At 66.0% G+C, this 12,707-nt stretch carries 12 protein-coding genes; 9 read left to right on the top strand and 3 right to left on the bottom strand.

Annotation, left to right across the window (positions count from 1 at the left end; all coding sequences use genetic code 11):
• Positions 1–718: 718 nt before the first annotated feature.
• The gene (locus tag AKJ09_RS07455) at positions 719–1,963 is read right to left on the bottom strand and encodes an MFS transporter (protein WP_146646499.1); all 1,245 of its coding nucleotides are present in this window, start codon (positions 1,961–1,963) and stop codon (positions 719–721) included.
• A gap of 125 nt (positions 1,964–2,088) precedes the next feature.
• Between AKJ09_RS07455 and AKJ09_RS07450 the strand changes: the two genes are divergently transcribed.
• A complete protein-coding gene (locus AKJ09_RS07450; protein WP_146646498.1) occupies positions 2,089–2,871 on the top strand; it encodes an AraC family transcriptional regulator in 783 nt (260 codons plus the stop codon).
• A gap of 208 nt (positions 2,872–3,079) precedes the next feature.
• Here AKJ09_RS07450 and AKJ09_RS07445 read toward each other — a convergent pair whose 3' ends face one another.
• On the bottom strand, positions 3,080–4,921 hold the full coding sequence (locus AKJ09_RS07445) for a TolB-like translocation protein (RefSeq protein WP_146646497.1): 1,842 nt from the start codon (positions 4,919–4,921) through the stop codon (positions 3,080–3,082).
• Here AKJ09_RS07445 and AKJ09_RS52765 point away from each other — a divergent pair.
• Positions 4,916–5,089, top strand: a complete 174-nt coding sequence (locus AKJ09_RS52765; RefSeq protein ID WP_169927348.1) for a hypothetical protein — start codon at positions 4,916–4,918, stop codon at positions 5,087–5,089. The genes AKJ09_RS07445 and AKJ09_RS52765 overlap by 6 nt on opposite strands.
• A gap of 196 nt (positions 5,090–5,285) precedes the next feature.
• On the opposite strand, the gene AKJ09_RS07440 is transcribed toward AKJ09_RS52765, so the two are convergent.
• The gene (locus tag AKJ09_RS07440) at positions 5,286–6,272 is read right to left on the bottom strand and encodes an AraC family transcriptional regulator (protein ID WP_169927347.1); all 987 of its coding nucleotides are present in this window, start codon (positions 6,270–6,272) and stop codon (positions 5,286–5,288) included.
• Between the two features lie 214 nt (positions 6,273–6,486).
• Here AKJ09_RS07440 and AKJ09_RS07435 point away from each other — a divergent pair, with 214 nt between their 5' ends.
• From AKJ09_RS07435 to AKJ09_RS07405, 7 genes are all read left to right on the top strand, one after another.
• Complete coding sequence (locus AKJ09_RS07435; RefSeq protein ID WP_169927346.1) at positions 6,487–7,200, top strand: hypothetical protein; 714 nt, start codon at positions 6,487–6,489, stop codon at positions 7,198–7,200.
• A complete protein-coding gene (locus AKJ09_RS07430) occupies positions 7,197–7,532 on the top strand; it encodes a hypothetical protein (protein ID WP_146646494.1) in 336 nt (111 codons plus the stop codon). Before AKJ09_RS07435 ends, AKJ09_RS07430 begins: the two co-directional genes overlap by 4 nt.
• Positions 7,533–7,676: 144 nt before the next feature.
• Positions 7,677–8,231, top strand: coding sequence for an RNA polymerase sigma factor (locus tag AKJ09_RS07425; RefSeq protein WP_169927345.1), 555 nt, complete (start codon positions 7,677–7,679; stop codon positions 8,229–8,231).
• Entirely contained in the window at positions 8,228–8,932 is a 705-nt protein-coding gene (locus AKJ09_RS07420; RefSeq protein ID WP_146646492.1) for a tetratricopeptide repeat protein, read from the top strand. The genes AKJ09_RS07425 and AKJ09_RS07420 overlap by 4 nt, the downstream gene beginning before the upstream one ends.
• Positions 8,929–10,161, top strand: coding sequence for a hypothetical protein (locus tag AKJ09_RS07415; RefSeq protein ID WP_146646491.1), 1,233 nt, complete (start codon positions 8,929–8,931; stop codon positions 10,159–10,161). The genes AKJ09_RS07420 and AKJ09_RS07415 overlap by 4 nt, the downstream gene beginning before the upstream one ends.
• Entirely contained in the window at positions 10,158–11,459 is a 1,302-nt protein-coding gene (locus tag AKJ09_RS07410; protein WP_146646490.1) for a WD40/YVTN/BNR-like repeat-containing protein, read from the top strand. The genes AKJ09_RS07415 and AKJ09_RS07410 overlap by 4 nt, the downstream gene beginning before the upstream one ends.
• Positions 11,456–12,706, top strand: a complete 1,251-nt coding sequence (locus AKJ09_RS07405; protein ID WP_146646489.1) for a beta propeller repeat protein — start codon at positions 11,456–11,458, stop codon at positions 12,704–12,706. The genes AKJ09_RS07410 and AKJ09_RS07405 overlap by 4 nt, the downstream gene beginning before the upstream one ends.
• Position 12,707: the final 1 nt, after the last annotated feature.

Genomic DNA, 12,707 nt, shown 5'->3' with positions numbered 1-12,707 from the left:
GTTTGCGTCTCGCGTATCCTTACTTCCTACGCAATTTTGGTTACGCGACAGTCGAAGTGCGGGATGTGGAACAGGGAGGTCGAGAGATCGGGAGACTTGATGGGACTCCGAATGGCTCGGGTTCCTTAAACGAACTTGATGTCTTGTCCTCGAGAGTGCGCATCGGGCGTCTCACGCCTCACCCCAAATACTCGCGACGGCCGTACCGAGACTCGGTGAGTCGATGCCGGTCATTCCAAGCTCTCGCTACGCCTATCCGGGAGGCATGGCGCAGCGGCAGTTGGTGAAGACGCCGCTGGCTCCCGTCCACTCATGTGAGCAAGGGGGCGGCGTGCTCGCGCGATTCCCCCGCATTGTGGGATGTTGGATTTTGCCCCGCCTGGAGGACTGCCCGTCGTCGCGGTTGACAGATCTCCCAAACTACGGAAATTTGGTCAATCGCAGAGCTGCGGAATTGTTGCGAAATTCGACACCTGTCAGGCAGGGGCAATCGGATTAAATGATTGAAATTAAATTGGGAGACGCCTCCGGATTTGGGTGGTTCATCATCGCAATTGCGGTCCTGATGTCGGTGGGGATTGTTATTGCCTACCGAAGAAGTCAGGTCATTCGGCTAAAGTATGTGGCCGCAGTGATTGTGATGTTCGTTGTCGGCGTAAAGTGGCTGCTGGAACATTGAACGCGCCTCGAGCCGGCGCGTAGCTCGCCGCAGAGATCGCTAGCGCTTGGCCGTTCGCGCTTGCAGGGGCCTCTCGAGGTTCGGGAGAAACACCGCAATCAATCCGATGAGCGGGAGATACGCGCAGAGGCCGTAGACGTATTCGATGCCTCGCGCGTCGGCGAGGCGCCCCAGCACCGCCGCGCCGATGCCGCCCATGCCGAAGGCGAATCCGAAGAACATGCCCGAGATCATGCCTACGCGCCCAGGGATCAGCTCCTGCGCGTAGACTAGGATTGCCGAGAACGCCGAGGACAGGATCAGGCCGATGAGTATGATCAACACTCCGGTCCAGAACAGGTTCACGTGCGGCAAGAGCAGGGTGAACGGTGCTACGCCCAGGATCGACGCCCAGATGACCCACTTGCGCCCGATGCGGTCGCCGATGGGGCCGCCCAGCAGTGAGCCCGCTGCTACCGCGAAGAGGAATACGAAGAGGTGAGTCTGCGCGGTGGCGACTCCCACTCCGAATTTGTGCATCAGATAGAACGTGTAATAGCTATTGATGCTGGCCATGTAGAAGTACTTGGAAAAGATCAGCACGCCGAGGATGAGGAGCGTGGCGGCGATCTTTCCTCGCGTCAGCGGCACGAGCTCGGATTGCCGGGCCTTGGCTTTGCCACGCACGGCATGGTGCTCCTGATACCAGCGGCTCACCTGAAGCAGCACCACCATGGCGAGTAGGGCGGCCGCCGAGAACCACGCCACGCTGCTTCGGCCCTTCGGCACGATGATCCACGCGGCGAGGAGTGGTCCGAGCGACGTACCGGCATTGCCGCCGACCTGGAAGAGCGACTGCGCGAGTCCATAGCGACCTCCCGAGGCCATGCGCGCAACGCGCGAGGACTCGGGATGGAACACCGAAGAGCCGGTGCCCACCAGCGCTGCGGCAACCAGCAAGATCGGGAAATTGGGCGCCGAGGCGAGCAGCACCAAACCGCCCAGCGTGAAGCCCATACCGATCGGCAACGAATACGGCATCGGCTTCTTGTCGGTGATCATTCCGACCGCCGGTTGCAGCAGCGAAGCGGCGAGTTGGTACGTCAGCGTGATCGTGCCGATCTGAGCGAAGGAGAGATCGAAGTCGCTCTTGAGGATCGGATAGATGGCCAGAATCAACGACTGCATCATGTCGTTGAGCAGGTGCGAAAAGCTGATGGCCCCCAGGATTCTGAATTCGGTACCGTGCTCGGTGCGAGCGACGGGCGCCGCCGCGAGCGGCCTCTCATCGACGTGGGTTCGCATGGGCTTTCTCGGATCGAAGTGAGCAAGTCGGCGCGGGTTGCGACGCCGGAGTTCCCACTCTACGGTGACGAGGTTGGGCCCGCGCACGTCAGCGGGTCATTCTCTGTCGAGTTTGGGCCAAACCAGTGCGTAACGCTCGCGGTGACACTTTCGAGAACACGCCTCGCGACGTGATCGCGACGGGCAACGAGTACCCGGCTCACTACGTGATCGCAGCTCATGCGCACCGGCGCAGCCAGCTCTTGTATGCATCGACGGGTGTGCTGACAGCCATCACCAGTGCTGGGAGCTGGGTCGTGCCTCCGCGTCGCGCGCTGTGGATCCCTGCTGGCGTCTCGCACGAGGTCCACATGGGCGGCCACGTCTCCACGCGCAGCGCGTACGTCACCCAGGAGGCCGCGCGCGCGGTCGGGCTACCGCCCGATTGTCAGGTCATCGCGGTGTCACCTCTGCTGCACGAGCTCCTCCAAGAGGCCGTGGACCTTCCTGCCGAATACGATCTCGGTGGCCGCGATGGTCACGTGATGGCGCTTTTGCTCGACGAGATCCGTCGGGCATCGCCACTGCCGCTCAGCGCGCCGTTGCCGCGGAGCAAGCGACTCGCCGCGCTCTGTCGCAAACTGCTCGACCGTCCAACGCAGGAGATCAGAATCGACGACATGGCGCGGCGCGCGGGCATGAGCCGACGCAGCTTCACACGCGCCTTCCGTGCAGAGACGGGTCTGAGCTTCACCGCGTGGCGTCAGCAGGCCTGCTTGCTCGCGGCGTTGACCCGCCTCGGCAAAGGCGAGCCCATCACACGCGTGGCGATCGATCTCGGCTACGGCAATCCGAGCGCCTTCACGGCGGCCTTCCGACGCGTCCTCGGCGCGGCGCCGAGTCGTTATCTCGCCGCCCCGAAACGCTGAACACGTTCATCTCCAACGGCCAGTGACGGTCTGGGGCATCGGTAAGGACGCGAGCTACGGCTTGGCGGGAGGCATGGACTCGCGACCGATCAACGACGCGGCGTCCCCGACCGTTCACTGACGAAGGGCCCGAGAACCTTCGTGGCCGCGCGGCGCGAACGTCCCGGAGGTCGACGCGCGCGCGCCTGCGAGAATCGCCGCGCTCGGCTTACGCCGTGCGCCGCTTCCTCCGCGTGACGAGCGCTGCGCCGCCGAGCATGGCGCCGATGGCGACGATTCCGGTCGGTGCCGTGCCGTGTGAGACGTTGCAACCCTGTCCGATGCCGGAGACCGTTCGTAACGAGGTTCTGGTGCCGCCCCGGTCGTTCGGTACTTGGAGGAGGCCTCCTGTCGTGAGCGCGGTCGTCGTGCCTCCGCGCGCTGAAATCGACATCACCTGGCCAAATCCACTGGCGCCTTGGCTGGCGTAATTCACTTGACCCCAGGTGAGCGAGGTCCCACCGGCGACCCAACGTGGGGCGCGGCCAGGCTGAGCGCCTTGCTCCGCGCCCGGCACTAGAGCCGGCGGACGCGAGCCGTCGACGGGGACCGTGAACAGCGCGAGGCTGTTGAGCCCGTTGTCCACTTCGCCCGAGCCGAAACCCGAGAAGAACGCGAGCTGCGTTTTGTCGGGCGAGAGCGCGAGATCGCGTGCGATGTCGTCGGTCGTCGTCCCGCCCGTGAGCTTGCGAACGAGCTCGCATTGCTTCGTCGCATCGGGACGGTAGACGAGCAGGTTCATCGGCACGCTGCCGGCGTCCGCCAGCTCCAGGTGCCGTGCCGCAACGACGATCGTACCGTCCGGCAAGAAGTCGAAGCTCGCCGGCATCGAGACGGAGCAGTGCATCGCGAGCTCCGGCGTCGACCCGTCGCGATCCTCGGCGACGTAAAGCTCCCATCCGACGAAGTCGGTCGCTTCGACACTCGTGCGGACGAACGTGATCCACCCCACGTGGGTCTCGTCTTTCCATCGCACGGCGACAGGGAGACGGGGAGCGTCGCCACCGAGCGGGGGAATGCCTGCACTCGGGTCGAGCGCACCGCCGTTCGGTACGGCGTGGAACGGAGAGAGGTCGCGATTCGATGAACCGTCGAATCCAATGGTCGCGAGGCGTGTCTTGCTGTTCGTATCGTGCACGTACGCGATGCGATTGCCGTCGGGGGAGAAGCGCGCCGCGTAGACGACGTTCGGCAAGGGAATGACTCCCTCGTTGCTGGGCACGGGCATCTCGACCGTCACGAGGGTCTTCGCCTCCGCCGCGCCGCACGACGATTGCGACGTGGCCACGGCCAGGGCGGTCGATGCCACCTTGGTCGCCTTGTCGACGGAGAGCGTGGGGAACACGACGCGCGAAGGCATCCCCGGAGGGGCTTCCCAGGTATCGCCCGCCGAGGCGAGACGCATGGCGAATTCGTACGTCATCTGGGATTGCGCATCGTCCTCTGTATCCATCGAGACGACGCAGTCGACGACGCGATCACGCGTTCCGTGGACGCCGCCCACGTGGGTGGCCAATGAGGTCGATAGGGTACCCGCGTCGCCTTCGAAGTCATCGACGCTGACAAGCGCTTCTCGCCAGAAGACGGGCGCGTCGATGGCTTCGATGAGGACGATCACCGACGAGGAAACGCCCTCGTTCTCGCCGCTCACCTGGAGACTGTACGTGCCGAGCACGTCAGGCTCGAAGCTGGGAGTCGATGAGGCTGCGTCTCGCAAGGTTTCGGTCTTGACGGCGCTCTCGAAGGGCGCGTCGAGAACCGTCCACGCGATGTTCGCGGTGATGTTCGGGGCCACGCTGGCCCCGTCGACCTTCGCGGTCTGTCCGAGATAGAGCTTGGCGCGCGTCGTGGACACCGTGAGCTCTGGACCGGTGACGGGGCCAGCATCGACGTTGGGGGCGCTGCTGGCGGGGGCTTGGGGAGGATCGTCGCTACTGCAAGCGATGAGCTGGGGCCCTGCGGTAAGGCACCCGACCGTGGCGACCATGACGGAATAGCGAAGTAGATGCATTCGAATCCTTTCGCGGCGCTCGCCGGCGGCGCCACCGCGTTGCTCGAGAACAAGGCCCTCGACGGAACGTCCGTGCTCGCGCGACATCCCGAGGCGATTCATTGGCTGTCCGCTCGCCAGTCTCGCCGCCATCGCGACGCGCGCTGCCGTCTCGGCGCCTCGCCGTGACAAGCACCATCGCCCGTTGCGAAACGAACGAGACGGCGAGCAAAACAGAGCGCGCGACCATGATGAAATGCCCTCGGCGGCGCGCGAGCCGTCGATCGCGTCGAATGCCCGGCCCAAGGCGTGACGCTAGTCAGCGCCGTCTTTCACGGCTATCCAGCTTGCGAAAAGACCCTGTCCACAAAGCGATCGAGCGTCACTACCGACTTCGCCTGCGGCGTGTGTCCGAGGGGCTCTCGCCGAAGCACGCCCGATAGTGTGCGCTGAATCGTCCGAGATGGGCGAAGCCACAGTCGAGTGCGATATCCGTCACGGAGGCGAGAGGGCTCTGCAGGAGTTTCTCCCGCGCCATCTGGAGACGACGCTCTCTCAGAAACGCCATCGGCGAGCATCCGCGGTATTTCTGAAATGCGAGCTGGAGAGTTCGCAGGTTCACGCCCGTGAGCTCCGTGAGCTCCGCCATGCGGACGCCGCGAGCCGCGTTCGCGGCAAGGTATTCGGCGGCGCGGCGCACGTGCAAAGGTTCGGCGTTGCCGGCCTCCGTCAGCTGAGCGCTGTAGTTGTGCGGAAGCTCGAGAAGCATCTTGTAGATGACGGCGTCGGCGAGGTGCGCGGCGACGAGCGGCGACGCGAGCGGGTCGTAGTCAGCGTCGGCTCGGTCAGCCTCGTCCACGATGAATCGAACGAGGCGGTGGAGGGAGGCTCCCACGCCGGACGTGAGCGAGACTGCCGGGGTGAAGCGCAGCGGTCCGCGAGCTTTCGTACCCAGGAGAGCACCGAGTGCGGCCGCCATCTCGGGTTGGCGAATCGCGAGAAGGAGCGACTCGAAGCCGGTCTGGAAGCAAAACGACGCCCGGACGCCCGGAGACGTGATCGTCGTCGTGTCCCTCTCGAGCCTCACCCGCTCTTTCTCGATCGTCGCATTTGCGCCCGCGGCACCACGCGCAAACGAGATCGAAAAGACGTCGCCGACCTCGCTGGTCGCGGTGTGTCCCGCTCCGTAGGCGTGTGCACCGATGTCGATCGCTCCGACCGAGAGGCCGTTTGCGCGCCATTCGAATGCCGTTCCCTTGGTCGGCTCCACGTTCACCGAGCTGTAGCGTGCGCCGAAGACCTGCGTCGCTTCTTCGACGCTCGATGTCCGGACGCGCGGGTAGCGGCCAAGCGGAATCAAGGCGGTCGGCATGATCTCGAAGAGTAGCCTCGTTTCGCTCGTTGCGGCGCGCTCGACTCGATGTCGCGAGGAGGTGAGGTCGTCTGGTCGAGCATTGCTTGCCCCGTCACGTGGGCACGTGGGCACGTGGGCACCTGGGCTCAGCTCTCCCGTGAACGCTCGAGGTCGGCAAGGACCACCACCGACCTCGCGCTTCGCGGTCCCGCTGAGGTAGTGTCGACAGCCGATGGCATTTCCGTCGTCGCGACGTGCGGCTTGCGCGATCGTTGCGGCGCTCCTGCTGCTCGCCGTCGACGCTGGCGCGACCGAGCCGCTCGACATCACCATGACGTACGAGGCGCCAGGCGAATGCCCATCACGCGCCGCTCTCGAAGAGGAGCTCCGCGCTCGAGTCAAGACGAGCTGGCTCGGGCGCTCGGACGCGCGAACGTTCGATGTCGAGATCACGCGCCTCGCAGGCGGCGGCTACGGGGGAAGGCTCGCGATCGCCCAACCCAATGAGGCGCCGAGCGTTCGTGAGATCCGCGCCACCTCGTGCCGCGAAGCCGTACGATCGGTCGCCGTCTTCATCGCGCTCGCGCTCGAGCCGGCCTCTGAACCGGTCCCGCCGAACCCGACGAGCGGCGCGCCGATCGAGACGCCGAAGCCCGACGAAGCGCCCCCGCCTGTCGTTCCGTTGCCAGTCCGGCCGGAGCGTCCGCACGCATCTCCGCCGCCGCCTTCGCCTCGCGCCGCGCCGCCTTCGCCGCTCTGGATTTGGAGCGCGGGCTACGAGCTCACGTACCTGCACGCACCCCAGGCAGCGTGGGGCGGTCGCGTCCATGCTGAGCTTGCGCACCGGCGTGGCACCTTTCCCATCGCCCCGGCCCTCCGTGTCTCCTGGGGTTTTCGAACTTCTCGACGTTTCCCGAAGACGCCGGGCAGGCGAAGTTTCAGTTGAAGACGACGCGTATCGAAGCCTGCGCGCGTGTCGAGCAGTCCTCGATCGTGGCGGCTGCCTGCGGAGGCATCGACATCGGCAGCCTCGTCGGAAACACGCCTGCCCTCGAGGGATCGTCGCAGGGCACCACGCAGTGGATTGCCGCTGCCGCGCTCCTCCGGGCGTCGTGGATGATTGTGCCGTGGCTCTCCATCGGCGCGGAGGTCGGCGCCTTCGTCCCGAACGAACGGACGAGCTTCACGCTGAGCGGACCTCCACGCCTCGTCTACCGCGCACCGCCCGTCCTTTTCGGCGGAGGCGCAGGCCTCGGCGTTACGGCGCGCTTTCGTTAGCCTTCCGAGGACCCACGCCGCCGAACGAGTCGTCGGTCGTGACGAAAATGGATCGAACAGTGATCAGTTTCGGGCCGTCCGGCTTCTTCGCGCCGGATGTCGATTGGCCAGTACTTCGCTCGTGACGCCCTCGGCAGGCCCCAAGTGGCCGACGGCTTAGCCACGCCCGCGATCGAGAGCATGTCGGACGAGGAGCACAAGGCGCGGTTCGCTCGGCTCGTCCGCGAGCATCACAAGCTCGTATGGCGAAGCGCGCGCTGGCTCGGGACACCTCCGGCGGACGTCGACGACGTCGTGCAAGACGTGTTTCTCCAGGCCGCGCGCAAGCTCGAGGAGATCCGGGACGAGCGCGCGTACTTGTTCCGGACGTGTGTCTACGTCGTGGGCCAACTTCGAAGGAGCGCGCGGCGACGCCGGAGGCTCCAAGAAGACGAGTGCATCCGCGCCGTCCGCGCGGAGTGGGAGACTCCCGAAGAGTGCGCCGAGGCCGCGCAGGCTCGCGCGCAGCTCCAAGCCATTCTGGATGACATGCCCGACGATTTGCGCACTGCGTTCGTCCTCTTCGAGCTCGAGCAGTTCACGACGAGCCAGATCGCAACGATCACGGGCGCCCCCATGGGGACCGTCGCGTCGCGTCTCCGGCGCGCGCGAGAAATCTTCCTGTCGCGGGCTTCGGTCCTCGGCCGAGGTGAACGATGAGCGAGATGAAACGGTTGCTCGACGGCGAAGTCTCCACCGACGCCGAACGACTCCTGCGCTTCGCGGCGACCGCCGCGCCCCCGGCGGCCGAGGACAAACAGAAGAGGATCATCGAGGCAGCACAGACCGCTGGTCTTCCGATGGCGACTTCTTCGGTGTCGCGGATCTTCTCGCACCGGCGCACGTGGCCCGTGCTCGCCATCGTGGTTGGCCTGACGGGAAGCGTTGCAGGCGCACTCTCCTCGACGACCAACGTAGCGATCCCTACCGAACCTGTGATGTCGCCGTCGTCGCGGGCGCCTGGAGAGCAAGAGCCGTCGCCCGCGGCGCTCCCCGCCCCCGAGCAAGGGGTGAGGGTCGACGATCTTCCGTCCGCCCCCGTGGTCACCTCGCCGTCGCGTGTCTCGCCGGCGGCGACGTCGCCAGCAGCGGTGCGCGACGAGCTCGGCGAGATCGACGCGGCGCGCGCCGCCCTCGACCAAGGCCGCGCGCGTGACGCGCTCGCGAGGATCGATCAGTGGCGCAAGGGCTTCTCGAGTCCGCGCTACGCCGAAGAGGCCGAAGCGCTCGAGGTTCAAGCGCTCGCAGCGCTCGGCCGGCGCGACGAGGCGCGCGCGAAGGGAGAGCGCTTCCTCGCGTCGCGTCCGCATTCGGCCTACGAGCGACGGATCCGCGCCACCCTGAGTCAGGTGCAGCCATGAGTGCGCGATGGACGAACGGATGGCGGACGCGCGGGATGCTCGGCGCGATCGCTGCTACGGCCGGCATGGCGGCTTTCGCTTGCGGCGATCAACGCTCGTTCGTGAACCTCGGCGACGGCGTCATCGACGGCGGCAACGTTCCGGCCTTTCGTGACCCCGACGACGGCGGTGAGGGAGGCGCTCCGGTCGCGAACGTCGCGATGTGCATCGCGACGACGTGCACCTATCCATACGCGACCTGCGGCGCCGGCAGCCGGTGCAGCACGAATCTCTCGAACGATCCGATGAACTGCGGCTCGTGCGGAGAGGAGTGCCCGAGCGACTTCGGCTACCTGAACTTGACGTCGCGCTGCGTGGACGGCGCCTGCGAGCCTTCGTGCGCCACCAAGCTGGATGGGTTCAGCGTCCTCAACTTCGCCGACTGCAACAAGTCCCTCGAGGACGGCTGCGAGGTCTTGATCTCGACGGACACGGACAACTGCGGAGGCTGCGGAGTTCAGTGCGCGCCCGGTGTGCGCTGCATCGATGGCAAGTGCGGCTGCGATTTCGGCATGGTCGATTGCCAGGGCAAATGCATCGACGTCCAGGACAACGACGACAACTGCGGAGCGTGTGGCAACGCCTGCCAGACGCCCGACGATGCCGGCGCGCCCCCGAACAACATGTATTACGGCTGTCGCGACAAGCAATGCGGTCAGCTCAAGTGCATCAGCTCTTTTGGCGACCGCTGGGCCGATTGCGACGCCAACCTCGCCAACGGCTGCGAGGCCTATATCGGCGAGTGGCAGAGCAAGATCGACCCGAATCATTGCGGCTTCTGCGGAAACAAGTGCGGACCCGGGCAGCTCTGCTGGGACGCGAACGGCGACCATGTTCCGGAGTGCGGGTGCACCAAAGCGAACGAGACGATGTGTGGCAGCTTCCAGGATTTGAAGCTTCGCTGCGTCGATCTCCTGAACGACGTCGAGAACTGCGGGACTTGTTACAAGGGATGCAAAGCCCCGAAGGCCAATCAGATCGCCGCGTGTAGAAAAGGCGTCTGCGAGCTCGATTGCGCGCCTGGTTGGGGGGACTGCGACCTGGATCCGAGCAACGGCTGCGAGACCGACCTCGCCAGCACGGATGCGCACTGCGGAGCCTGCGGCAATCGTTGCGATACGCAGGCGGGTCAGCCTTGCATCGAGGGGCAGTGCGCGATGACGGAATGCGACGGAGGAGGTCCGAAATGAGGTCCTCGTTCCAACCGCCGAAGACACGTGCACCCGAAGGAGCAGGGACCCAAGCCAGCCCTCGCCGCATCGACGGGACGCAAGCGCTCCTCTCCTCTTCGGTCGCCTTCGGTCTCGCCGTATTGGCCTGCGCGGTTGCGAGCTGCGCCGAGTCGGACGGGGCGACCGCTCCCCTGGATTCGGGGGCTAGCACGCTGCCGGAGCTCGATGCGTCCAGCGACGCAGCACCGGGCGCCAACTGCCTCGACGCGGGCGATGGTGGCGGCTGCGAACCACGCGCGCTCTCGTGCGCCGAGGCCGATTTCTGCGAGGTCCCGACCGGCGTCGAAGGTCGCAATACGCTTCTCGACGTCTGGGGCTCGTCGGCCCAAGACGTGTGGGCCGTAGGCTCTGGAGGCACGGTCATCCACTGGGACGGCGCAGCCTGGACGCGCGTGCCGATCCCCTGGAAAGACACCCTGCGCAGTGTAGGCGGAAGCGGCGTGAGCGACGTGTGGATCGTCTCGTCGCTGAACGTGGTGCTTCACAGCAGCGGGTTCGGGACGGCTGCGGGCTTCAAGCTCCAGCCTCTCCTTTATCCCGTCGACCCCACGAACAGGTCGGGCGCGATCTTGTCGAAGGTGTGGGCGTCTGGTGCAGGCAATCTCTTCGTCGGTGGTGATCCCTGGATCAGTGCCCCGTCGGTTCCGAGCGATAGCCTGTGGCGTTTCCGTTTCGGAGCTTCTGCCGATCAGGCGTGGGAGCCCGTGTCGACGTTCTGCCGGACTCTGCCGTGCGGCCGCGTCGATGGAATCTGGGGGACGAGCGCCAGCGACGTCTGGGTCGTCGGCGAGAACGGCGCGGTCCGGCGCTCGAAGGGGCCGGTGGGTGACGGCGGCGCGGAGCAGTGGAGCACGATGGAGACGACAAGGACGACCGCCGATCTCCATGGCATCTGGGGCAGCAGCGCCTCCGACGTGTGGATCGTCGGCGACCGCGGGACGATCCGGCACTGGTCCAACGACGCCTCGCAGAGCTGGGCGATCGTCCCCTCGTCCACGACGAGAGATCTGCGAGCGGTGTGGGGGACCGGTCCGAGCGACGCGTGGGCGGTAGGCGACGGAGGAACGATCTTGCACTGGGACGGAGCGAGTTGGCGTTCGGTCACGACCACGCTTCCGGCCGGATCGCAGCTGCGTCTGAACGGTGTCTGGGGGAGCGGTCTCGATGACGTCTGGGTCGTCGGCGAAGCTGTCGCGCTGCACTTCGGTAGCGCGAAGGCCGTGGCGGTTCCGGTGGCGGACGGCGGTCCACGATGAGCTCGGTGCTGTTCAGGAACATCCTCTGCTCGGCGCTCCTCGCGTCGTCGGTCGCTCTCCTCGGGATGGCATGCTCGAACGGTGAGGTCGACGCGGTGAGCGCCGACGGTGGCGTCCCCGATGCTCGTCTCGACTCGGGCAGCGGCGACGCGTCGGACGACGCTCCCGACGCGAGCGCCCCTGACGCGCAGCCGCGTACGTGCTCGGACGACGACTTCTGTCACACGGTGCTGCCGCCAGATTCCTTCTTGAGAGACGTCTGGAGCGCCGGAGACGGTGTCGTGTGGGCTGTCGGCGCGAAAGAGCCGTCGACCAACGTGGCGCCCGGCACCGTCCTTCGCTGGGACGGCTCCGCGTGGGCGGTTCAATTCGAGCCAGACAGCATTCTCTACGCCGTCTGGGGAAGCAGCCCGACGGACATCTGGATCGGCGGCGAAGGCGGCCTCTACCACGGCACGGGCCCGTCCTCGGACGCCATCACGTGGAAGAAAGTACGAAGCGAGCTCATCACGTCGATCTGGGGCACGAGCACGAACGACGTCTGGGCGGTCGGGGCGTTTTGGGGCTCTCCGTACACCTTCGACGGCACGGTCCTCCACTATCGCGGCACGAGCGCAGATGGTGGCGACGGCTGGGAGATCGATCCCATCTCGTCGTCGCGCCCGGCGTCGTACCGCAAGGTCTGGGGCACGAGCGCGAACGACGTCTGGATCGGCGGGGCCGAGCGCCTCCAGCCCTCGGCGGACTGGCCTCGCATGCTCACGCTTCGCGGTCGCCCGAACGGTGACGGCGGGCTTGCATGGAGCGAGGTCGTGATGCCTTCGCCCGGCGATGGCGAGTTCTCCGGTGGCGGAGTGATCGCGGGCGGAAGACCCTGGCTGATGGGGAGGCTCGGTAACTCCGACGCGGTCTTCATGGGCACGCCGAAGACGGATGGCTCCAGCGATTACACCTGGTTCGAGGGATCGTTCGGGACCTGCAACGGGACCGCCTATCCATGCCAGGGTAATTCGGGCGTCTGGTTCAACCGCGCTGTCTGGGGAACGACTCCGAACGACGTCTATCTCGGCGGCGACTTCGGTCAACTCCGGCACTGGGACGGGACGAGCTTCTCCCTGGTCAAGACGACGATCACGAAGATCCCCGTGAGGGCCTCGTTCTACGGCATGTGGGGAACGTCGAGCACCGATCTCTGGATCGTGGGCGATCGGATCGCTCTTCACAAGGTCGCTCTCGGCCACCCCTGAA

The organism is Labilithrix luteola (assembly GCF_001263205.1).
Classification (GTDB): Bacteria; Myxococcota_A; Polyangia; order Polyangiales; family Polyangiaceae; genus Labilithrix; species Labilithrix luteola.
This window is presented reverse-complemented; position numbering and strand designations above follow the sequence as displayed.